Origin of the sequence: Amycolatopsis acidiphila (genome assembly GCF_021391495.1) — a bacterium.
Taxonomy (GTDB): domain Bacteria; phylum Actinomycetota; class Actinomycetes; order Mycobacteriales; family Pseudonocardiaceae; genus Amycolatopsis_E; species Amycolatopsis_E acidiphila.
In genome coordinates, this window is record NZ_CP090063.1 from 6,136,937 (window position 1) to 6,158,069 (window position 21,133).

A 21,133-nucleotide genomic window follows, 5' to 3' on the forward strand; every position below is an offset into this window, starting at 1 on the left:
CGTGAAACTGAACCGGATCCGGACTTGCCACACCGCCGCGGCTCGGTCGGCGTGGAACTGGACCGGATCCAGACTTGCCGGGCCGCCGTGCCACGGCCCGGTCGGCGTGAAACTGAACCGAATCCGGACTTGCCGGGCGGTCGCGGGCTCGGGTGGCCTGGCGGCGACACTGCCACCGCCGGTGGCGTGCGCGGGGTCAGGCGCGGGAGAAGGCGGTGCGCATCCAGTTGCCGGCCAGCAGGATGATCGCGATCAACGCGATGATCATGCCGATGCCGGGCCCGCCGCCGACGGCGTTGTTCGCGCCCGAGGACTGTTGCGACCACACGGCCAGCAGGCCGTCCACCGAGGAGAACCAGCCGCCGATCGCGCACACCCACGTCAGCCACCAGCGCCGGGTGCCGAGCGCGAGCACCGAGCACAGCACGCCGATCACGGTCGAGGTGGCAGCGAACAGCTGCGGGATCGCGCCGCCCTGGCCGAACAGCACCTGCCAGCCGACGTGGTCGCCCACCCACGGCAGGATCTGCCCCACGATCAGCACGAACACCAGCACCGAGATGACGAATCCCCGCCGCCCCAGTTCGACGGTGCGGGACACCTTCTTGCCGATCGCGTCGACGTCCGCACCCAGCCGGTCGACGTCGGTCTCGTTCTCGTTCATGCCTCGCACCCACTCGTCACCGGCAGCGCCGCGGGGGCACCGAACGACGGCAGCCCCAGGCTGACCCCGTCGGTTTTCGGCCGCAGCCCGGCCTCCACGTTGTCACCCGCCCGCGTGCGCCGGTGGGTCAGCACCTCCCCATCGGCGACCAGATGGTGCGGGGCGCCGTAGGTGATCACGGTCTCGACGATGTCGCCGGGACGCACCTCGCGATCCACCGCCGAACCTGCCGGGGTGAAGTGCACGAGCCTGCCGTCGCGGGCACGGCCGCTCATCCGGTGGGTCTCGGCGTCCTTGCGGCCCTCACCCGTCGCGACGAGCAGCTCGACCTTGTGCCCGACGAGCTTCTTGTTCTCCTGCCAGGCGATGTCGTTCTGCAGCTCGACCAGCCGGTCGTAGCGTTCCTGCACGACCTGCTTCGGCAGCTGCCCCGGCATGTCCGCCGCGGGAGTGCCCGGCCGCTTCGAGTACTGGAACGTGAACGCGCTGGAGAACCGCGCCTGCCGCACGACGTCGAGCGTCGCCTGGAAGTCCTCCTCGGTCTCGCCGGGGAAGCCGATGATGATGTCGGTGGTGATGGCAGCGTCGGGCATCGCCGCGCGCACCTTGTCCAGAATGGACAGATAGCGGCTCGACCGGTACGACCGGCGCATCTCCTTCAGCACGCGGTCCGAACCCGACTGCAACGGCATGTGCAGCTGGTGGCACACGTTCGGGGTCTCGGCCATCGCGTCGATCACGTCGTCGGTGAACGCGGCCGGGTGCGGCGAGGTGAACCGGACGCGCTCCAGCCCGTCGATCCCGCCGGTGGCCCGCAGCAGCTTCGAGAACGCCTGCCGGTCGCCGAACTCGACGCCGTAGGAGTTGACGTTCTGGCCGAGCAGCGTCACCTCGAGCACGCCCTCGGCGACGAGCGCCTCGACCTCGGCGAGCACCTCGCCCGGCCGGCGGTCGCGCTCCTTCCCGCGCAGGGAGGGCACGATGCAGAACGTGCACGTGTTGTTGCAGCCCACCGAGACCGACACCCAGCCCGAATAGGCCGAGTCGCGCCGGGCGGGCAGCGTCGAGGGGAACGTCTCGAGCGACTCGAGGATCTCCACCTCCGCCTCGGCGTTGTGCCGGGCGCGCTCGAGCAGCACCGGCAGCGAGCCGAGGTTGTGCGTGCCGAACACGACGTCGACCCACGGCGCCCGCTTGACGATCTCGCCGCGGTCCTTCTGCGCGAGGCAGCCCCCGACGGCGATTTGCATGTCCGGGTTCGCGTCCTTCGCCGGGCGCAGGTGCCCGAGGGTGCCGTACAGCTTGTTGTCGGCGTTCTCCCGCACGGCGCAGGTGTTGAACACGACGAGGTCCGGCGCGCCACCCTCGGCGGCCGGCAGGTAGCCCGCTTCCTCCAGCTGCCCGGCGAGGCGCTCGGAGTCATGCACGTTCATCTGACAGCCGAACGTGCGTATTTGGTAGGTTTTGCCGACCTCTGTCGTACTCATCGCCTACCAGGGTAAACCTGGTCCGTTCCGGCGCTCACAGCCCCGGACGCAGGCGCGCGAGGCTCCCCCACCGCACGACTGGCGGCGGCCATTTGACACCACGCCCACCTCACACGGCACGCCACACAACCACGCTCGACCACTGCGATCGCGCGGCCCGGCCACACCCGGCCCACGCGGCGCGACCACGCCCACGCCCACGGGACACCACACGCACAACCGCGCCCGGCCAGCGGCGCGACCGCACCACCAGCCGCAACCGCGCCCAGCGCAAACGCGCCTGAGTTACCCGCGCACGACCCGCGCCTTGCCAGCGCGCGACCGCACCCAACCAGCCGCAGCCGCGCCTGGGTTCACCCGCGCACGACCGCGCCAGCGGCAGCCGCGCCTGGGTTCACCCGCGCCCACCAGCCGCAACCGGCCCTGCCGCAGCCGCGCACCACCCACCCGGGCCGACCCGACCACACCGGAGCGCAGCAGTCACAGGCCCAGGTGTACCCGCAGCGCCTGGTCCAGCTTCGCCATCACCGACGCAGGCACCTGCCCCGTCTTGCGTCCGATCCGCTCCACCGCCACCGACCGCACCTGCTCGGCCTGCGCCTTGGAGTCGACCTTCAGTCCGCACTCCTCTGCCCGAAGGAGCACCTGGAACGGGTACACCCGCGTCACGTTCGTGGTCACCGGCACGACCGTGACCACGCCCCGTCCGAGGCGGGAAGCGGCCCCGTTGGCCCCGTCGTTGCTGACGATCACCGCCGGACGCGTCTTGCTGGACTCGGCGCCACGCACCGGCTCCAGGTCGACGAGCCGGATCTCGGCACGGCGCATCAGCGGACCGCCAGGCCGTCACCAGTCGTGGCATCCCACAGCTCGCCCTCCTCCACCTCCCATTCCTCCCACGCGGCCTGATAGGCGTTCTCGAGCTGCGACGCGCGCAGCAACTCGATCGCACGGTGGAGCACTGCCGACCTGGACCCCGCCTGCGTTCGTGCCGCGTACTCGTCCAGGAAGGCGACGTCTTCCTCACCCAGACTGACACTCAGCTTCATACCCATCATGCTACCCCCTTTGCTACTCTGATGCTACCCGGAGGCTGAGGGCACGAAAGGTGCACTCGTGGCTAAAGTGCTTCCGGGCGCCTAGATGACGCCTAGGTTGCTTTTAGTCCGATTTGCGGGCGCCTGCCGCCGCTTCGGTGTTAGATCGCCGGATGGGCCGGGGTGCATGGAGGGATCGATGACCACAGCGACGTCAGCGCCGCCGATGATCAGGGCGACCGGCGTGAACAAGTTCTTCGGCGACCTGCACGTGCTGAAGGAAATCAACCTGGAGGTGCCACGCGGTCAGGTCGTCGTGGTGCTCGGCCCCTCCGGTTCCGGCAAGTCGACGCTGTGCCGCGCCATCAACCGCCTCGAGCCGATCAACTCGGGCGAGATCGCGGTGGACGGCGAGCCGCTGCCCGCCGAGGGCAAGGCGCTCGCGGCGCTGCGGGCCGATGTCGGCATGGTTTTCCAGTCGTTCAACCTGTTCGCGCACAAGAGCATCGTGGACAACGTGATGCTGGCGCCGCAGAAGGTCCGCAAGATCCCCGCGGCCGAGGCCCGCAAGAACGCGATGGAACTGCTCGAGCGGGTCGGCATCACCAACCAGGCCGACAAGTTCCCGGCGCAGCTGTCCGGCGGGCAGCAGCAGCGCGCCGCGATCGCCCGCGCGCTCGCGATGAAGCCGAAGGTGATGCTCTTCGACGAGCCCACCTCGGCGCTGGACCCGGAGATGGTCCAGGAGGTGCTCGACACCATGACCGGACTGGCCAAGGACGGCATGACGATGCTCGTGGTCACCCACGAGATGGGCTTCGCCCGCCGCGCCGCGCACCGGGTGGTGTTCATGTCCGACGGCGAGATCGTCGAGGACGCGAAGCCGGACGAGTTCTTCACCCAGCCGAAGTCCGATCGGGCGAAGGACTTCCTCGGCAAGATCCTGACTCACTAAGGAAGTCCGCGGCGCGAACCCGCGTCGTGCAGCAGAAGGAAACAGGGGAGTTCCCATGAAAATCCGCACCCTGGCAGCAGGGCTGCTGGTCGGCGCGCTCGCGCTGACCGCATGCGGTAAGGAGGGCACGCCCTCCACCGGTACCGGGGATACGGGCAACGCCGCGGCGGCGCCGAGCTACACGGTGGCGCAGAACGTCGACGTGGCAGGGTCGCCGACCTTCGCCAAGATCAAGAGCAAGGGCGGCCTGACCATCGGGGTCAAGGACGACCAGCCCGGTCTCGGCCAGAAGGACCCGACGACGGGCAAGTACTCCGGGTTCGACATCGAGATCGCCAAGCTCATCGCGGCGGGCCTCGGCTACGACGAAAGCAAGATCACCTACAAGACGGTCGACTCGAGCGCCCGCGAGGCCGCCATCGCCAACGGCGACGTCGACTACTACGTCGGGACGTACACGATCACCGACAAGCGCAAGCAGCAGGTCTCCTTCGCGGGCCCGTACTTCCAGGCCGGCCAGGGTCTGCTGGTGCGCAAGGACGACAACTCGATCACCGGCAAGGACACGCTCAAGGGCAAGAAGGTCTGCTCGGTGACCGGCTCCACCCCGATCCAGCGCGTGCGCGACCAGCAGCTGACCGAACCGGGCAACATCGTCGAGTTCCAGAAGTACTCGCAGTGCGTGGAAAAGCTGGCCACCAAGGAGGTCGACGCCGTCACCACCGACGACGCGATCCTCAAGGGCTTCGCCGCGCAGGACCCGGACACCCTGAAGGTCGTCGGCGAGCCGTTCTCGCAGGAGCCCTACGGCGTCGGCCTGAACAAGGACGACTCGGCGCTGCGCAACAAGATCGACGACCTGCTGCAGGCCTCGCTCGACGACGGCACGTGGCAGAAGATCTACGACAGCACCCTCGGCAAGTCCGGTTCCACCGCGACCAAGCCGACCATCCAGCGGTACTGAGCGTCGCTCTCGGGACCGGTGGGCGTCTCCAGCGCCCACCGGTCCCGTTTTTCCACCCGTAATCCCTCCACACCTGCCGCGGGGAAGGCTCGATGGACGTCCTGCTCGACAACTTGGACCTCTACGGTCCGTTCTTCCTCACCACGATCAAGCTGTTCGTGCTCGCCGCCATTGCGAGCCTGGTCTTCGGCACCTTCCTCGCGATGCTGCGGGTCAGCCCGGTGCCGGTCTTCCGCGCGGTCGGAACCACCTACGTGACCCTGCTGCGCAACACGCCGCTGACGCTGGTCTTCGTGTTCCTCGTGTTCGCCTACCCGCTGCTGGAGATCCTCGAGCTGAGCTACTTCACCGCGGCGGTGGTCGCGTTGACGCTCTACACCTCGGCGTTCATCTGCGAGGTGGTCCGGTCCGGGATCAACACCGTGCCGGTCGGCCAGGCCGAAGCCGCTCGCGCGCTGGGCCTGACCTTCACGCAGGTGCTCGGCTCGATCGTGCTGCCGCAGGCCGTCCGGTCGGTCGTGCCGCCGCTGGTGAGCATGCTGATCGCCCTGTTGAAGAACACCACGATCGCCGCCGGGTTCTCCGTCGCCGAGGCCGGCGCGATCCGCCAGTACCTCTCCGAACGCGGCGAGAACCAGCTGGTCGGCCTGCTGTGGGTCGCACTCGGCTTCGTCATCCTGGTCGCGGTGCTGTCGTTCGTCCAGCGGTCCCTCGAGAAGCGCTGGAGCGTGGCGCGATGACCAACGTCCTGTTCGACGTCCCCGGCCCGAAGGCGCGGCTGCGCTACCGGCTGTTCGCCGCGCTCGGCGCGGTGATCGTGCTGGCGATCATCGCCTTCATCGTCTACCGCTTCTACGACAGCGGGCAGTTCGCGGGCCGCAAGTGGGAGTGGCTGGAGTACACCCAGGTCCAGACCGATCTGGCCGGCGCCGTGCTGAGCACGCTCAAGGCGTTCGCCGTCGGCGCGGTGCTCGCACTGGTCTTCGGCGCGGTGTTCGCCGCGGGCCGGCTGTCGGAGCACGCGTGGCTACGCGGGATCTCGGTGGCGGTCGTCGAGTTCTTCCGCGCGATCCCGCTGCTGGTCCTGATGTTCCTGTTCTACTACGGCCTGCCCGCCGCCGGCATCCCGATGACCCCGTTCCTCGCGGTCGTGCTCGGGCTGACGCTGTACAACGGCTCGGTGCTGGCGGAGGTGTTCCGCGCCGGCATCCTCGCGCTGCCCGCGGGCCAGCGCGAAGCGGCGTACGCGCTGGGTATGCGCAAGACGCAGGTGATGTTCTTCGTGCTGATCCCGCAGGCGGTGCGGGCGATGCTGCCGACGATCATCAGCCAGCTCGTGGTGCTGCTCAAGGACACCGCGCTCGGCTTCCTGGTCACGTACCAGGAACTGCTGTACTACGCCCGTTACATCGGCTCGCAGGGGCAGTTCGGCCGCCCGATCGTGCCGTCGACGATCGTGGTCGCGGCGATCTACATCGCGCTGTGCCTGCTGCTCACCGCGCTCGCGACGTACCTGGAGAAACGCAACCGGCGCAGCAAGAAGCACCTGACGGCGGCCAACGCGAGAGCCGAGCAGCTGGCGCTGGCCGCCGCGTCCGGGGCCCAGGGTGGCACCGTCTGACCGTCAGTCCGCGCAGAGCCAGTCCAGGACCACGGCGGCGGTCCAGGACTGGTCGGTGCTGCCGAGCGGCTCCCCGGTGAACGGCTCGAAGTACTCGCCGAACGAGCCGTCGTCGGTCAGCCGGATGCCGCCGTCGCGCATCCTGCGGGCGCGCTCGTGCCAGCCACGGCGTTCGAAGGCCCAGCTGAACAGCCACACGAGCACCGGCCACTGCGGGCCGCGCCAGTACTGCCGGGTGTTGAACCCGGGCCGCATCGGCGAGACCGACGGCGGCACGGGCGCGAGCAGGTCCGGGTGCCCGCACCAGCGGTCACTGTCCAAAAGCGACAACAGGCGCAGCTGCACGTCGTCCGGGGCGCCGCCGCACAGCAGCGGCGAGAACCCCGCGATGGTCTGGGTGTCGAGCCAGCGGCCGGTGCGCAGGTCGCGGTCGCGGGCCATACCCGACACCGAATGGCAGCTCGCCGCGACCGCCGTCCTGGCCTTGGCCGCCCAGTCGGCCAGGTCCGCCAGCTGCGCGGGCTCCTGCCCGAACTCCTGGCCCAGCTCCAGCAGCACGTCACAGGACATCGCGAACAACGCGGTGATGAACACGTCGCCCACGAGGAAGCTCGAGTTCTCCACGATCTTGCGCTGGTCGTAACCGGCGCGGCGCATCTCCTCGATCAGCCACAGGTACCGGTCGTACTCGCGGTCGGTGGGCCGTTCGTTCGGGTCGCCGACCACGCGGACGTCCTTGCGCACGTACGGCGGCAGCGCGGCGCCCGGATGCACGGCGTCGTAGGGCACGTCCCAGCGCGGCGAGTTGTCCATTCCGGACTCCCAGCCGTGCACGATCGCGACGAGCCCGCTCGATCCCGGCGTGCGGTACTCGACGAGCCAGCGGTGCCAGGCGTAGAGCTTGGCCCAGATCCGGCGGGCGAAGCGCTCGGCGTCGATGCGGTCGTTCGGCCCCGACCGGCGTGCGATGTCGAGCACTCGGCGCACCGCGATCGCGTGCACCGGCGGCTGGCAGATGCCCGAGGTGCGCACGTGCCGTGGGCCGTCGAGCGCCTCGTGGGTGCCCCAGCGGTCGGGCCCCGGGAAGTACGCGTCGTCGTCGGTGAACACGATGTGCGGCACCATGCCGTTGCGCCACTGCGCGGCGAACAGGGTGTCGAGCTCGGCGATGGCGCGCTGCACGTCGAGGCGGGCAAGACCGATGGAGATGAACGCCGCGTCCCAGCTCCACATGTGCGGGTACAGCCGCGGCGCGGCGGTGATGACGACTCCCGTGTCGTTGTCCCGCAACACGCGCGCCGCCCTCGCCGCGAGAGTGGGGTGGGTGTAGCGGACGGGCCGTCTGTCGGCGGGGGCGTCGGGCAGGCGGGCCGCACGCATCTGGTTCTCTCCACATCCGGGGGCCGGTTAGACTTCTGTCAGCTGATTGAACATAAGTCTACGCAGGAGAACCTGTCAACGTGCGCCCCCCTCGTTCCGGCCCGCCGACTTCAGCCGGGCACATCCTCGCCGTGCTGCGCGCCGAGGGCCCGCTCACCCGGCAGGAGCTGCAGGATCGCATCGGTTTGTCGCGGCCGACCATGGTCGAACGCCTCGAGGTGCTGCACCGGCTCGAGCTGATCCGCCAGACGGGCCTGCGGGCCTCGAGCGGCGGCCGTCCGGCGCAGATGCTCGCCGCCAACGACGTGGGCCGCACCGCGCTGGTCGCCGACGTCGGGCAACGGCATGCGACGATCGCGGTCGTCGACCTGCGCGGGACCGTTTTCGCCCAGGTGCACCGGCCGCTGCCCGTGGGCCATCTGCCCGGGGAAACGCTGTCCTACCTGCTCGACAAGGGCCGCGAGTTGCTCGCGGAGTCCGGCCGCACGGACAGCATGTGTGCGTTCGGGCTGAGTGTGCCGGGTCAGATCGACCACGAGCAGGGCACCACGATCGCCCCGCCGACGATGCCGGGCTGGAGCGGCCTGCGGCTGCGTGAGCGGTTCAGCGAGGCGCTGGCGGTGCCGGTGTTCCTCGAGAACGACGCGAACGCGCTCGCCTTTGGCGCGTACTGCGACCTCGGCCGTCCGGACGCCGCGTTGGTCGGAGTGAAGGTCGGCACCGGTATCGGGGCCGGCCTGGTGATCTCGAACCGTACGCATCGCGGCGAGACGGCGTCGGCGGGAGAGATCGGGCACATCCGGATCGAGGGCAACGAACAGCGCTGCGACTGCGGCCGCCGGGGCTGTGTCTCGGCGATCGCGAGCGGCCAGGCCGTGATCCGCCGGCTGCGGCCGACAGGCGTGCGCACGGCGGAGGACGTCGTGCGCCGCGTGCACGCGGGGAACATCGAGGCGATCCGGGTGACGGCGGCCGCCGGGCGGCTCGTCGGCACCGTGCTCGCCACGGTCGTCACCATCGTGAACCCGCGGTACCTGCGCGTGGGCGGCGCGATCGGCGTGCTGCCACCGTTCTTGAACAGCCTGCGCGACGCCGTGCTGGCGAACGCCCACACGAGCGCGCTGGACGGAGTGAGCGTCGACGCGTGCCTGCTCGGCGTCAACACAACGCTCACCGGGCTGGCCGGGCTGGTGGCGGACGAGGTGCTGGCGCCGGCGGCGGTGGACGCGCTCGTGCACGCGTAACCTACGAAAGTTTCTTGTGGCCGGTGACCAGCCGGAGCATCCTGAGCACTCCCCGTAAATGTTAAGAAACTTTCCTAACTAGGGAGCGCCATGCGCCGAAAAGTCGTGCTCGCCGTCCTCCTCCTGGTTGCGAGCCTGTTCCCGACCGCCACGGCACCGCCGCCACCGCGGCCGCACCCACCGCGGCCCAGCTGCGGGCCAAGACGCAGAGCTGCAGCCAGATCTCGAACGGCGAGTACAAGACCGACGAGGAGAGCAGCCGCACGATCCCGGTGTGCGGCGCGAATGGCGCGGTGTTCTGGCACGCCGACATGGACATCGACTGCGATGGTCAGCGCACGAGCCAGTGCGACGAGGACACCGACTGCTGCTTCTACCCCGACACGGCGTTCCACCAGTCCGACGACCAGCCGTTGAACGCCGCGCGGCTGCCCTACATCGTCGTACCGAGTCCGAGCAGCACGTGGAACTACTCCTCCGCCGGCCTCAAGGGCGGTGGCTCGTGCGCGGTGATCTACAACGGCAAGATCGTCTACGCGGTCATCGGCGACACCGGCCCGCCGACATCATCGGTGAGGCGTCGTACGCCACGGCGCAGGCGCTGGGCGTCGACCCGGACCCGAGCACGGGCGGCACCGAGTCGGGCGTGACCTACATCTGCTTCAAGAACTCCACTGTCTCGCCGGATCGAGAACCACGACAAGGCGACCTCGACGGGTCAGACGCTGGCCGGCCAGTTCCTCCAGAACAACTGAGGGCGGGGGCGGGCTTTCCCGGAAAGCCCGCCCTCACCCCCGCGTGAGCGGTATAAACCTCCTGTGACCGGTTTCGACGAGGCAGGCTTCAGCAACCCCGTTCAGCCCGCACCGGGGTTCGCCGTCCTCAACGACTCCCCCATCGGCGAGGGCGGGAACGAGGATCTCCTGGAGTCCACGGTCACGGCCGGCAACCTCGCGGAGCTGATCCTCGCCTCGCGCGGCGCGGCGCCGTTCACCGTCGCGATCGACGCGGGCTGGGGCATGGGCAAGAGCAGCCTGCTGCGCCGGCTCGACACCGCGCTGCGGGGGGATCCGGCGGTCAGCACGGTCTGGTTCAACGCCTGGACGTCCGAACGGGCCGGTGCCGTCGAAGGGCTGATCAAGTCAGTGCTGCTGAGCTTCGACCGCAACGTGCTGCGGCGAGCCGTACGCGGCACCCTCCGCCGCACGCACGTCGTCGGCGCCCTGCGGGCCGCGTCCCTGGTCGCGTCGAGCTTCTTCGGCCTCGGCCAGGTGGTGGACTCGGTGTGGCGAGCACTCGCGGTCGATGGCAAGTCCCGCAACGAGATCAAGACCGTCGTCCGGGACATGGCCTTGGCGTGGCTGGCGAAAGGCGGTGGTGGTACCGGGCAGCGGCTGCTGGTGGTGTTCGTCGACGACCTCGACCGCTGCTCGGACCAGCGGATCTTCGAGGTCTGCGAGGCGATCAAGCTCTACCTCGACGTGCCCGGGATCGTCTTCGTCCTCGCCTGCGACCAGGCGGTGCTGTGGCGCGCGGTCGGCAACGACCGGGTCAGCGACGGCGTGCGGTACCTGGAGAAGATCATCCAGGTCAGCTACCCGATCCCGCCGCCCAGCTCGGCGCTGGCCCGGAACCTGGTGGACGGCTACGTCCAGCGGTCGGGCACGGCCCATCTCTTCGACGACTCGATGAAGACGCTCCTGATCGAGCGGACCGGCCGCAACCCGCGGCGGATCAAGCGGCTGATCAACAGTTTCGTGCTCGAGCACCATCTGGGCCGCGGCGGGAACGAGCTGGGCGCGGAGAACCTGGTCAAGATCATCCTGCTGCGTCACTTCTACCCCGAGTTCTACAACATGGTCATCAACTCGGCCGAGGGTGACATGGCCGCCCGGTTCCTCGACTACCACGACTTCCGTGAGCATGTCCGGCACGACACCGAGCCCGATCCGGCGCGCCAGGAACGGCTGTTCGCGGCCACCGGTGTGAAGTCGCCGAAGCCGGACGCGTCCAAAGCGGAACTGTCCGAATGCCTCGAAGAAGTAACCCAGGAGCTCCCGGTGAGCTTTCCGGAGCTGGCACGGGACAAGGAGTTCATCGCGCTGCTGCGCAGCCTGCCGCTCGGCACCGCACAGTGGCGGCGGCTCCGGCAACCGCTGGTCGCGGATTCGTCGCCGTACAGCGGTTATCCGGTGGGTCGGACGCCGCGGCGGACCGACACCTTCGCCGGCATGCGCGTGCTGTGGATCGACGACGAACCCGATGGTCCGGGGTACCTGATGGACGACCTCAGAGCAGGCGGCGCACGGGTCGAGGCTGTCACGAACCGGGATGAGGCGATCGAAATCCTGCCCCGGCTCCGCCCCACGGCGCTCGTATCGGACATCCGGCGAGGCGATGACCCGCAGGCAGGCTTCACGGACCTGCGCTACCTACGGGAACGAGGGCTCTACCACGGTCCGGCCTTCTTCTACACCGGACAGGTCACGCCCGCGCGGCTGGCGCAGGCCGAGGAGCTGGACGCGGACGGTGTGACCACCGACCCCGGCGAGGTCCGGGCCTGGCTGACCGGACTCGCCGCGGCCGGGTAGCTACTTCTTGTTGCGCCGGAACAGGTTCGTGCCCAGCCAGACCAGCGGGTCGTACCGCTTGTCGGCCACGCGCTCCTTCATCGGGATCAGGGCGTTGTCGGTGATGTGGATGTTCTCCGGGCAGACCTCGGAGCAGCACTTCGTGATGTTGCAGTAGCCGAGGCCGTGCTCGGCCTGCGCGGCCTCGCGGCGGTCGGCCACGTCGAGCGGGTGCATCTCCAGTTCGGCGATGCGCATCAGGTACCGCGGCCCGGCGAACTGCTCCTTGTTCTCCTCGTGGTCGCGCACCACGTGGCAGGTGTTCTGGCACAGGAAGCATTCGATGCACTTGCGGAACTCCTGCGAGCGTTCCACGTCGATCTGCTGCATCCGGTATTCGCCGGGCTTCAGCTCGGCCGGCGGCGTGAACGACGGGATCTCACGCGCCTTGGTGTAGTTGAACGAAACGTCGGTCACCAGGTCGCGGATCACCGGGAACGTGCGCATCGGGGTCACCGTGATGACCTCGTCCTCGTCGAACACGGACATCCGCGTCATGCACAGCAGTCGCGGCCGCCCGTTGACCTCCGCCGAGCAGGACCCGCACTTGCCCGCCTTGCAGTTCCAGCGCACCGCGAGGTCCGAGGCCTGGGTGGCCTGCAGGCGGTGGATGATGTCGAGCACGACCTCGCCCTCGTTGACCTCGACCGTGAAGTCCCGCAGCTCGCCGCCTTCGGCGTCGCCGCGCCACACCCGGAAGTTCGCCTTGTAGGTCATGCCTTCCTCCCCGGGTGAGCCGCCAGCTCCTCGTCGGTGTAGTACTTCTCCAGCTCACCGAGCTCGAACAGCTCCAGGAGGTCGTCGCGCATCGGCTCCTGGTCCTTCGGCGTGACGGTGACGCTCGGCGCGAGGGGGTCGTCCGTCGTCGTCTCGCACACCAGGAGCTGCTTGCGCCAGTAGGAGTCCATCTGCGGATGGTCGTCGCGGGTGTGCCCGCCCCGGCTCTCCGTGCGCAACAGCGCCGCGCGCGCCACGCATTCGCTGACCAGCAACATGTTCCGCAGGTCGAGTGCGAGGTGCCAGCCGGGGTTGAACTGGCGGTGCCCCTCGACCAGCACGTTGCCGATGCGCTGCTTGATCTCCTCGAGCTTGACCAGCGCCTGCTCGATCTCCTCGGCCTTGCGGATGATGCCGACCAGGTCGTTCATCGTCTGCTGCAGCTCGCTGTGCAGGGTGTACGGGTTCTCCTCGACCCCGCGGCCCGGCGGGTCGAACGGCACCAGTGCCGTGCGCGCGGCCGCGTCCACATCGGACTGTGCCACCTGCGGCCTGGCGTCGAGGGACTCCACATACGACGCCGCGCCCAGGCCGGCGCGGCGGCCGAACACCAGCAGGTCCGACAGCGAGTTGCCGCCCAGCCGGTTGGAGCCGTGCATACCGCCCGAGCACTCCCCGGCCGCGAACAGGCCGGGCACCGTCGACGAACCCGTGTCCGGATCGACCTCGATGCCACCCATCACGTAGTGGCAGGTGGGCCCGACCTCCATCGGCTCGGTCGTGATGTCGACATCCGCCAGCTCCTTGAACTGGTGGTACATCGAGGGCAGCCGCTTCTTGATCTCCTCGGCCGTGAGTCTGCTCGCGATGTCGAGGAAGACCCCGCCGTGCGGGGAACCGCGCTCGGCCTTGACCTCGGAGTTGATCGCGCGGGCGACCTCGTCGCGGGGCAGCAGGTCCGGGGTGCGGCGGTTGTTGTCGGCGTCGGTGTACCAGCGGTCGGCCTCTTCCGGGCTGTCCGCGTACTGGCCCTTGAACACGTCGGGCACGTACTCGAACATGAACCGCTCGCCCTCGGAGTTCTTCAGCACCCCACCGTCACCCCGCACGCCCTCGGTGACGAGGATGCCCTTCACGCTCGGCGGCCAGACCATCCCGGTGGGATGGAACTGCACGAACTCCATGTTGATCAGCGTCGCGCCCGCGCGCATCGCCAGCGCGTGCCCGTCCCCGGTGTACTCCCAGGAGTTCGAGGTGACCTTGAACGACTTGCCGATCCCGCCGGTCGCCAGCACCACCGCGGGCGTCTGGAACAGGATGAACCGGCCGCTCTCGCGCCAGTACCCGAAGGCGCCCGCGATCCGGCCGTCCTCCTTGAGCAGGTCGGTGACCGTGCACTCGGCGAAGACCTTGAGCTTGGCCTCGTAGTCGCCGTAGCGCTCCTTGTCCTCCTGCTGCAGCGACACGATCTTCTGCTGCATGGTGCGGATCAGCTCGAGCCCGGTGCGGTCGCCGACGTGCGCCAGCCGCGGATAGGTGTGCCCGCCGAAGTTGCGCTGGCTGATCCGCCCGTCCGGCGTGCGGTCGAACAACGCGCCGTAGGTCTCCAGCTCCCACACGCGGTCCGGCGCCTCCTTGGCGTGCAGCTCCGCCATCCGCCAGTTGTTGAGGAACTTGCCGCCGCGCATCGTGTCGCGGAAGTGGACCTGCCAGTTGTCGTTCGAGTTCGCGTTGCCCATCGACGCCGCACAGCCGCCCTCGGCCATGACCGTGTGGGCCTTGCCGAACAGCGACTTGCACACCACCGCGACGGACAGCCCGCGCTGGCGGGCTTCGATGACGGCTCGCAGACCGGCACCACCGGCACCGATCACCACCACGTCGTAGTCGAGCCGCTCGACCTCTGTCATTCAGCTGCCACCTTTTAGTTCACGAAACGGGGATCGGAGATCGCGCCGCTGGAAACCAGCATTACGTACAGATCGGTGAGCACCAGGGTGCCGAGTGTGGTCCAGGCCAGCAGCATGTGCCGGTTGTTGAGTTTCGTGACCTGGCTCCACATCCAGTACCGCACCGGATGTCGGGAGAAGTGTTTGAGCCGGCCGCCGGTGATGTGCCGGCAGGAGTGGCAGGACAGGGTGTACGCCCACAGCAGCACGACGTTCGCGACCAGGATGATGTTGCCCAGCCCGAAGCCGAACCCGCCGGTCTTCCCGTGGAACGCCAGGATCGCGTCGTAGGTGTTGACGATCGAGACGACCGAGGCGACGTAGAAGAAATAGCGGTGGACGTTCTGGATGATCAGCGGCAGCCGCGTTTCGCCCGTGTACTTCCCGTGCGGTTCCGCGACGGCGCAGGCCGGCGGCGAGAACCAGACCGAACGGTAGTAGGCCTTCCGGTAGTAGTAACAGGTCAGCCGGAAACCGAGCAGAAAGGGCAGGACGAGGGCGCCGAGCGGGAGCCAGCCCGGGAAGGCGCCGAACCAGTGCCCGAAATGACTCGAACCCGGCACGCACGAGGTGGAGACGCACGGCGAGTAGAACGGCGTCAGGTAGTGGTATTCGGGCACCCAGTACGCGGTTCGCACGAACGCCCGGACCGTCGCGTAGATGACGAAGGTCGCCAGGCCCAGCGTGGTGAGCAGGGGCGGGAGCCACCAACGGTCGGTGCGCAGGGTGCGCGCGGCGATGCGGGCGCGCTTCGGCGCCCGCACGCCACCGGCGACCGCGTTGTCAGCCGGAGCGCTCACCGGTGGTCACGGTGGTAGCCGCCGACGCCTTCGTCATCGGCCCCCTGCCACAGCGCGGGGTCGTAAGGACCGTCGGGGATCTTGACCACCTGCGCGGGGTCGACCGGCTTCGGCTGCGCCGGGATCGGGCTTTCGAGCTCGCACGCGTCGATGTCGAGCCGGTCGACGTCGTTGACCAGCCTGCGCACGGCGGCCGCGTCGCCGTAGCGGGAACGCAGTGCGCCCACGCATTGCCGGAGCTGCCCGATCGTCCGGCGAAGTTCCGCGAGTTCGGTGGTGGACATCGCATTACCTCCGAGTGGTTCCGACGGCCGAGCCGTCCCTAGCGACTCTGCCGTTCCGCTTTCAATGTGACAAGTAGCACATGCCGGTCGCTCATGGTGATCGGTATCACCTTGAACGATCTTCTTAATCGATTTTGTTCGGAGCGGTCCGGTGATTACTGTGGGGCCTGTCACGACCGACCGACGCCAGTGCCGCCGTCGAGGAACCCACCCCCGAGCTCCTGAGGCGGTAGCCGTGCAACCAGTCCCCATCCACCCCGTCGTCGAGGACGTCACCCGGCGCCTCGCCGAGCGCAGCGCCGCCACCCGCGGCGCGTACCTCGAGCGCGTCAGGGCCGCCCGGGCCGAAGGCCCGGTCCGTGCTGGTCTCGCCTGCAGCAACCTCGCCCACGGCTTCGCCGCGTGTGGCAGTGGCGACCGGCTCGCGATCCGGGGACTGCGCGAGCCCGGCGTCGCGATCGTCTCGGCGTACAACGACCTGCTCTCGGCGCACCAGCCGCTGCACGAGTACCCGGAGTGGATCAAGGACGCCGCGCGCTCCGCCGGTGGCGTGGCGCAGTTCGCCGGCGGCGTGCCCGCGATGTGCGACGGCATCACGCAGGGCCGAGCCGGGATGGAGCTGTCGCTGTTCAGCCGCGAGGTGATCGCGATGGCGACCGGGATCGCGCTGTCGCACGAGATGTTCGACGGCGCGCTGCTGCTGGGGGTGTGCGACAAGATCGTGCCGGGGCTGCTGATCGGTGCGCTGGCGTTCGGGCACCTGCCGGCGATCCTGGTGCCGGCCGGGCCGATGGCCTCCGGCCTGCCGAACAAGGAGAAGGCCCGCGTGCGGCAGCTGTTCGCCGAGAGCCGCGCCACCCGCGAGGACCTGCTCGAAGCCGAGTCGGCGTCCTACCACTCGGCCGGGACCTGCACGTTCTACGGCACGGCGAACTCGAACCAGCTGGTCGTCGAGGTGATGGGACTGCACCTGCCGGGTGCGAGCTTCGTGCCGCCGGGCACGCCCTTGCGGCGCGCGCTGACCGAGGAGGCGGGGCGGCGCATCGTGGCCCTGTCGCGCGAGGAGTACACGCCGCTGGCCGAGGTGGTCAGCGAGCGGTCGGTGGTCAACGGCGTGGTCTCGCTGCTGGCGACCGGCGGGTCGACCAACCACACGATGCACCTGGTCGCGATCGCGGCGGCCGCCGGGATCGAGCTGACCTGGGACGACTTCGCGGACCTGTCGCCGGTGGTCCCGCTGCTGGCGAACGTGTACCCGAACGGCAGCGCCGACATCAACCACTTCCACGCGGCGGGCGGGGTGCAGTTCCTGATCGGCACGCTCCTGGACGCGGGGCTGCTGCACGAGGACGTTCGCACGGTCGCCGGCGACGGGCTGCACCGCTACCGGTCGGAGCCGGTGCTGACCGGGGAAGGCCTGGTGTGGCGCGAGGTGCCGGCACGGAGCCTGGACCTGGACGTGCTGCGCCCGGTCTCGGGCCCGTTCGCGACGGACGGCGGTTTGCGGATGCTGAGCGGGAACCTCGGCCGGGCGGTGATCAAGCTGTCGGCGGTGGCACCGGAGCACCGGGTGGTCCGGGCGCCCGCGCGGGTGTTCACCTCGCAGCAGGCGTTCGACGAGGCGTTCCGGGCCGGGGAGCTGGACAGGGACGTCGCGGTGGTGATCCGGAACCAGGGCCCGCAGGCGAACGGCATGCCGGAGCTGCACGGTCTGACCCCGGCGCTCGGTGCGCTGATGGACCGCGGGCACCGGGTCGCGCTGGTCACCGACGGCCGGATGTCGGGGGCGTCGGGCAAGATCCCGTCGGCGATCCAGCTGACTCCGGAGGCGGCCGCGGGCGGCCTCGTGGCCAAGATCGAGGACGGCGACGAGATCGTGCTGGACGCGGTGTCCGGCCGGCTCGACGTTCTGGTCGACGCGCAGGAGCTGGCGGCGCGCCCGCTACGCGACGCGGCCCCGGACGAGGCGTCGTGGGTCGGCACGGGTCGCGAGCTGTTCACCGCGCTACGGCGCGCGGTCGGTCCCGCCGACCAGGGCGCGAGCGTCTTCGGGCCGATGACGCCCGCTCATTTCGGCGCCTCGGCCCGGGTGTGACGTGCGGTCGGGCAGGACGGCGGTATCGACGAGCGGCCGGGTTCCCGCCGTGAGTCGCGCGCTTAGGGTGGAGTGTGTGGCCGAGCTGAAGGGCCTGAGCGCCCGGGGAGGATCGTGGTGAGCAAGGGACACGAGCTGCTGAGGTTGTCGCCCGTGATGCCGGTCGTCGTGATCGACGAGGTGGCGGACGCGGTGCCCGTCGCGCGGGCGCTGCTCGCCGGCGGCATCCGGGTGATCGAGCTGACGCTGCGCACGCCGGTCGCGCTGGAGGCCATCGAGCGGGTGGCGTCCGAGGTTCCGGAGATCGTGCTGGGCGCGGGCACCGTGACCACCCCTGAGCAGGCGAAGCAGGCCGCCGACGCGGGCGCGAAGTTCCTGGTGACGCCGGGTTGTACCGAGCGCGTGCTGGAGGCCGCCTTCGCCACGGGGCTGCCGTTCCTGCCCGGCGCGGGCACGGTGTCCGAGGCGATGCGGCTGGCCGAGCAGGGTCTCACCGCGCTGAAGTTCTTCCCGGCCGAGCCGAGCGGCGGTGTCGCGTACCTGAAGGCGATCGCGGGTCCGTTGCCACAGCTGGAGTTCTGCCCCACCGGCGGCATCACGGCCCAGAGCGCGGCTTCCTACTTGGCACTGTCCACCGTGGGCTGCGTGGGCGGTTCCTGGCTGACGCCGAAGGATGCCCTGGCCGCCAAGGACTTCGATCGCATCACGGCGCTGGCCCAGGAGGCCGCGGCGCTGGCCTGACCCGCGGTGGGTCCGGCGGGCGGTCCGGCCGTCGGGGCGGCCGGTTCAGCCGTCGAGGCGGCCGGTTCAGCCGTCGAGGCGGCCGGTTCAGCCGTCGAGGCGGCCGGTTCAGCCGTCGAGGCGGCCGGTTCAGCCGTCGAGGCGGCCGGTTCAGCCGTCGAGGCGGCCGGTTCAGCCGTCGAGGCGGCCGGTTCAGCCGTCGAGGCGGCCGGTTCAGCCGTCGAGGCGGCCGGTTCAGCCGTCGAGGCGGCCGGTTCAGCCGTCGAGGCGGCCGGTTCAGCCGTCGAGGCGGCCGGTTCAGCCGTCGAGGCGGCCGGTTCAGCCGTCGAGGCGGCCGGTTCAGCCGTCGAGGCGGCCGGTTCAGCCGTCGAGGCGGCCGGTTCAGCCGTCGAGGCGGCCGGTTCAGCCGTCGAGGCGGCCGGTTCAGCCGTCGAGGCGGCCGGTTCAGCCGTCGAGGCGGGTCGAGGTTCGGTCCGGCCGTCGGGCCAGCTCCTGTCCCGCTCGGTGTGGCGGTTCGGCAGTCGGGCCAGTCTGTATGGCGGCCGGTTAATGTTCGGTCCCGCTCGGGTCCCGCTCGAACATTTCGGGTGGCGGCGCTCCCGGTGATCCGCCTGCCGCGTGTTCGATCGGGACGAGTGCCGGTCGGTGTGCCGTTCGGATGATGGGCCGGTCGTTGTTCGGCCCAGCTCCTGTCCCGCCCAGGCAATTCGGCTGGCACTTGGTCCGATGGCCAGCCCCGCCGGGTGTCGATCCGGACACCGGCCAGACGGTGACGGTCCGACTGGTGTCCGGCCCGCCACCGGGCCAGGCGGTGTTCGGTCCGGCTGGTGTTCCGGCCAGGCGCTGTTCAGCCCGGCTCCCGGTGAGGCCGGACACCGCGCCAAGCGGTGTGCAGCCCGGCTCATGTCCGGATCAGGCCATCGGCTCGGCCGGCTCGGTTCGGTCAGCCCCGCCGGGGCGCTGCGCGAGCTCGTGTCGGGACCGGCCGAGGCGCGATGAGGCAACGAAAGCAAGCGGGGGTGCGACGGCCGCAGTAGCCTGGCCGCCGTGGGATGGGACTGGTTCACCGACCCGGATTACTGGGCGTCCCGGCTGGTCTTCCAGCGGATGCTCGCCGCGATCTACCTCATCGCGTTTCTCGTGGCCCTCAACCAGTTCCGCGCGCTCATCGGCGCCAGGGGGCTGTTGCCCGTGCCGCGGTTCGTGGCGAGGGCGCCGTTCCGCCTCGCACCGAGTGTTTTCCAGTTGTACTACTCGGACAGGTTCTTCGCTGCGGTCGCCTGGGTGGGCGCGCTGATCTCGGGCGCGCTCGTACTCGGGCTGTTCGACTCGGTGCCGGTGTGGGCCTCGCTCGTCGTGTGGGCCGTACCATGGGTGCTGTACCAGTCGATCGTGAACGTCGGTCAGATCTGGTACTCGTTCGGCTGGGAGTCCTTGCTGCTGGAGACGGGTTTCCTCGCGATCTTCCTCGGCCCGGCCGACATGGCGCCGCCGGTTCCGTTGCTCTGGTTGTTGCTGTGGCTGTTGTTCCGGCTCGAGTTCGGCGCCGGCATGATCAAGATGCGCGGCGACCGGTGCTGGCGCGATCTGACGTGCCTGTACTACCACCACGAGACGCAGCCGATGCCCGGGCCGCTGAGCTGGTATTTCCACCATCTGCCGAAGCCACTGCACAAGATCGAAGCACTGGCGAGCCACTTCACGCAGCTGGTCGTCCCGTTCGTGCTGTTCACGCCACAGCCCGTCGCCGGAGTCGCGGCGGCGATCATGATCGTGACACAGCTGTGGCTGGTGGCGAGCGGGAACTTCTCCTGGCTCAACGTCCTGACCATCACGATCGCGGTGTCCGCTTTGGACAGACACCTGTTACCGTTTTCGCCGCCGGCACTGGACGAGCCGCCGATGTGGTATCGCATCGTGGTACTCGCCGTGACATTGTTGATCTTGGTGTTGAGCTACCGTCCGGCGCGGAACCTCTTCTCGCGCGGACAGATCATGAACTACAGCTTCGACCGGCTGCATCTGGTCAACACCTACGGTGCGTTCGGCAGCGTCACGCAGATCCGGCACGAAGTGGTCCTCGAGGGCACGGACGAGCCGGAGCTGACGCCGGACACCGTCTGGCGGGAGTACGGGTTCAAGGGCAAGCCCGGTGACCCTCGTCGGCGACCGCGGCAGATCGCGCCATACCACCTGCGACTGGACTGGATGTTGTGGTTCGCTTCATTGTCCTCCAGGTATGCGGACTCGTGGCTGCAGCCGCTCGCGGAGAAGCTCCTCGCCGCGGACCGCGCCACGCTCAAGCTGCTCCGATACGACCCGTTCGCAGGCGAGCGCCCGACGTTCGTGCGCGCACGGCTGTTCCGTTACCGCTTTACGACGCCGAGCGAGCGCCGGGAGACGGGCGACTGGTGGGTGCGCGAACCGCGTGGGCCGGCACTGAAGGCAGGCCGCCTCGGCCCCGACGGGTCGGCGGTTGCTGCCGAATAGCCGTCAGCTGCCCTTTCTCAGTCGTCGGCGTCCGGCGAGGAGTGCCGGGTCAGGTCCGGCATCCCCGTTCCGTGA

19 protein-coding genes and 1 pseudogene are annotated in these 21,133 nt (G+C 69.4%); 11 read left to right on the top strand and 9 right to left on the bottom strand.

Going from position 1 to position 21,133, the window contains the following annotated elements:
* Nucleotides 1-196: 196 nt before the first annotated feature.
* The 4 genes from LWP59_RS30070 to LWP59_RS30085 all read right to left on the bottom strand — a co-directional run bounded on the left by LWP59_RS30070 (nt 197) and on the right by LWP59_RS30085 (nt 3,200).
* A complete protein-coding gene (locus LWP59_RS30070) occupies nt 197-664 on the bottom strand; it encodes an Rv2732c family membrane protein (protein WP_144640489.1) in 468 nt (155 codons plus the stop codon).
* Nucleotides 661-2,151 (bottom strand): tRNA (N6-isopentenyl adenosine(37)-C2)-methylthiotransferase MiaB, encoded by a 1,491-nt coding sequence (gene miaB, locus LWP59_RS30075; RefSeq protein ID WP_144640492.1) that lies wholly within the window; start codon nt 2,149-2,151, stop codon nt 661-663. Before miaB ends, LWP59_RS30070 begins: the two co-directional genes overlap by 4 nt.
* Before the next feature lie 480 nt (nt 2,152-2,631).
* Nucleotides 2,632-2,979, bottom strand: coding sequence for a type II toxin-antitoxin system PemK/MazF family toxin (locus LWP59_RS30080; RefSeq protein ID WP_144640495.1), 348 nt, complete (start codon nt 2,977-2,979; stop codon nt 2,632-2,634).
* Entirely contained in the window at nt 2,979-3,200 is a 222-nt protein-coding gene (locus LWP59_RS30085; RefSeq protein ID WP_144640498.1) for a ribbon-helix-helix protein, CopG family, read from the bottom strand. Before LWP59_RS30085 ends, LWP59_RS30080 begins: the two co-directional genes overlap by 1 nt.
* 214 nt (nt 3,201-3,414) lie before the next feature.
* Between LWP59_RS30085 and LWP59_RS30090 the strand changes: the two genes are divergently transcribed.
* The 4 genes from LWP59_RS30090 (at nt 3,415) to LWP59_RS30105 (ending at nt 6,728) form a co-directional block, all read left to right on the top strand.
* On the top strand, nt 3,415-4,143 hold the full coding sequence (locus LWP59_RS30090; protein WP_186383316.1) for an amino acid ABC transporter ATP-binding protein: 729 nt from the start codon (nt 3,415-3,417) through the stop codon (nt 4,141-4,143).
* Nucleotides 4,144-4,198: 55 nt separating this feature from the next.
* On the top strand, nt 4,199-5,107 hold the full coding sequence (locus tag LWP59_RS30095; protein ID WP_144640505.1) for a glutamate ABC transporter substrate-binding protein: 909 nt from the start codon (nt 4,199-4,201) through the stop codon (nt 5,105-5,107).
* Between the two features lie 92 nt (nt 5,108-5,199).
* Nucleotides 5,200-5,847, top strand: coding sequence for an amino acid ABC transporter permease (locus LWP59_RS30100; protein WP_144640507.1), 648 nt, complete (start codon nt 5,200-5,202; stop codon nt 5,845-5,847).
* Complete coding sequence (locus LWP59_RS30105) at nt 5,844-6,728, top strand: amino acid ABC transporter permease (RefSeq protein ID WP_144640510.1); 885 nt, start codon at nt 5,844-5,846, stop codon at nt 6,726-6,728. The genes LWP59_RS30100 and LWP59_RS30105 overlap by 4 nt, the downstream gene beginning before the upstream one ends.
* A 3-nt stretch (nt 6,729-6,731) precedes the next feature.
* Here LWP59_RS30105 and ggh read toward each other — a convergent pair whose 3' ends face one another.
* A complete protein-coding gene (ggh, locus tag LWP59_RS30110) occupies nt 6,732-8,108 on the bottom strand; it encodes a glucosylglycerate hydrolase (RefSeq protein ID WP_144640512.1) in 1,377 nt (458 codons plus the stop codon).
* Nucleotides 8,109-8,188: 80 nt separating this feature from the next.
* On the opposite strand from ggh, the gene LWP59_RS30115 reads away from it, so the two are divergent.
* The 3 genes and pseudogenes from LWP59_RS30115 (at nt 8,189) to LWP59_RS30125 (ending at nt 11,943) form a co-directional block, all read left to right on the top strand.
* The gene (locus LWP59_RS30115; RefSeq protein WP_144640515.1) at nt 8,189-9,352 is read left to right on the top strand and encodes an ROK family transcriptional regulator; all 1,164 of its coding nucleotides are present in this window, start codon (nt 8,189-8,191) and stop codon (nt 9,350-9,352) included.
* A gap of 90 nt (nt 9,353-9,442) precedes the next feature.
* A pseudogene (locus tag LWP59_RS30120) lies at nt 9,443-10,107 on the top strand (glycoside hydrolase family 75 protein).
* Between the two features lie 63 nt (nt 10,108-10,170).
* Nucleotides 10,171-11,943, top strand: coding sequence for a P-loop NTPase fold protein (locus LWP59_RS30125; protein ID WP_144640518.1), 1,773 nt, complete (start codon nt 10,171-10,173; stop codon nt 11,941-11,943).
* Here LWP59_RS30125 and LWP59_RS30130 read toward each other — a convergent pair whose 3' ends face one another.
* Genes LWP59_RS30130 through LWP59_RS30145 form a run of 4 tightly spaced genes read right to left on the bottom strand, consistent with a single transcriptional unit; the run spans nt 11,944 to nt 15,732 of the window.
* Entirely contained in the window at nt 11,944-12,699 is a 756-nt protein-coding gene (locus LWP59_RS30130; RefSeq protein ID WP_144640521.1) for a succinate dehydrogenase/fumarate reductase iron-sulfur subunit, read from the bottom strand.
* Nucleotides 12,696-14,609: a fumarate reductase/succinate dehydrogenase flavoprotein subunit gene (locus tag LWP59_RS30135; RefSeq protein ID WP_144640529.1), complete on the bottom strand. Its 1,914-nt coding sequence runs from the start codon at nt 14,607-14,609 to the stop codon at nt 12,696-12,698. Before LWP59_RS30135 ends, LWP59_RS30130 begins: the two co-directional genes overlap by 4 nt.
* Nucleotides 14,610-14,623: 14 nt before the next feature.
* A complete protein-coding gene (locus LWP59_RS30140; RefSeq protein ID WP_144640532.1) occupies nt 14,624-15,448 on the bottom strand; it encodes a hypothetical protein in 825 nt (274 codons plus the stop codon).
* Nucleotides 15,445-15,732 (bottom strand): hypothetical protein, encoded by a 288-nt coding sequence (locus tag LWP59_RS30145; protein WP_144640536.1) that lies wholly within the window; start codon nt 15,730-15,732, stop codon nt 15,445-15,447. The genes LWP59_RS30140 and LWP59_RS30145 overlap by 4 nt, the downstream gene beginning before the upstream one ends.
* Before the next feature lie 235 nt (nt 15,733-15,967).
* On the opposite strand from LWP59_RS30145, the gene edd reads away from it, so the two are divergent.
* The 4 genes from edd (at nt 15,968) to LWP59_RS30165 (ending at nt 21,058) form a co-directional block, all read left to right on the top strand.
* On the top strand, nt 15,968-17,827 hold the full coding sequence (gene edd, locus LWP59_RS30150; RefSeq protein WP_186383311.1) for a phosphogluconate dehydratase: 1,860 nt from the start codon (nt 15,968-15,970) through the stop codon (nt 17,825-17,827).
* 117 nt (nt 17,828-17,944) lie between these two features.
* Nucleotides 17,945-18,568 (top strand): bifunctional 4-hydroxy-2-oxoglutarate aldolase/2-dehydro-3-deoxy-phosphogluconate aldolase, encoded by a 624-nt coding sequence (gene eda, locus LWP59_RS30155; protein ID WP_144640539.1) that lies wholly within the window; start codon nt 17,945-17,947, stop codon nt 18,566-18,568.
* Nucleotides 18,569-18,574: 6 nt separating this feature from the next.
* Nucleotides 18,575-19,174 carry a hypothetical protein gene (locus LWP59_RS30160; protein ID WP_233921947.1) on the top strand — a complete coding sequence of 200 codons (600 nt, stop codon included), beginning with the start codon at nt 18,575-18,577 and terminating at the stop codon, nt 19,172-19,174.
* A 441-nt stretch (nt 19,175-19,615) separates the two neighbouring features.
* On the top strand, nt 19,616-21,058 hold the full coding sequence (locus tag LWP59_RS30165) for a lipase maturation factor family protein (protein WP_144640546.1): 1,443 nt from the start codon (nt 19,616-19,618) through the stop codon (nt 21,056-21,058).
* Nucleotides 21,059-21,133: the final 75 nt, after the last annotated feature.

Bases quoted from the DNA above. Each gene is read 5' to 3' on its own strand.
- LWP59_RS30070 (WP_144640489.1), bottom strand. From the start codon at position 664: ATGAACGAGAACGAGACCGACGTCGACCGGCTGGGTGCGGACGTCGAC.
- miaB (WP_144640492.1), bottom strand. From the start codon at position 2,151: ATGAGTACGACAGAGGTCGGCAAAACCTACCAAATACGCACGTTCGGC.
- LWP59_RS30080 (WP_144640495.1), bottom strand. From the start codon at position 2,979: ATGCGCCGTGCCGAGATCCGGCTCGTCGACCTGGAGCCGGTGCGTGGC.
- LWP59_RS30085 (WP_144640498.1), bottom strand. From the start codon at position 3,200: ATGAAGCTGAGTGTCAGTCTGGGTGAGGAAGACGTCGCCTTCCTGGAC.
- LWP59_RS30090 (WP_186383316.1), top strand. From the start codon at position 3,415: ATGATCAGGGCGACCGGCGTGAACAAGTTCTTCGGCGACCTGCACGTG.
- LWP59_RS30095 (WP_144640505.1), top strand. From the start codon at position 4,199: ATGAAAATCCGCACCCTGGCAGCAGGGCTGCTGGTCGGCGCGCTCGCG.
- LWP59_RS30100 (WP_144640507.1), top strand. From the start codon at position 5,200: ATGGACGTCCTGCTCGACAACTTGGACCTCTACGGTCCGTTCTTCCTC.
- LWP59_RS30105 (WP_144640510.1), top strand. From the start codon at position 5,844: ATGACCAACGTCCTGTTCGACGTCCCCGGCCCGAAGGCGCGGCTGCGC.
- ggh (WP_144640512.1), bottom strand. From the start codon at position 8,108: ATGCGTGCGGCCCGCCTGCCCGACGCCCCCGCCGACAGACGGCCCGTC.
- LWP59_RS30130 (WP_144640521.1), bottom strand. From the start codon at position 12,699: ATGACCTACAAGGCGAACTTCCGGGTGTGGCGCGGCGACGCCGAAGGC.
- LWP59_RS30135 (WP_144640529.1), bottom strand. From the start codon at position 14,609: ATGACAGAGGTCGAGCGGCTCGACTACGACGTGGTGGTGATCGGTGCC.
- LWP59_RS30145 (WP_144640536.1), bottom strand. From the start codon at position 15,732: ATGTCCACCACCGAACTCGCGGAACTTCGCCGGACGATCGGGCAGCTC.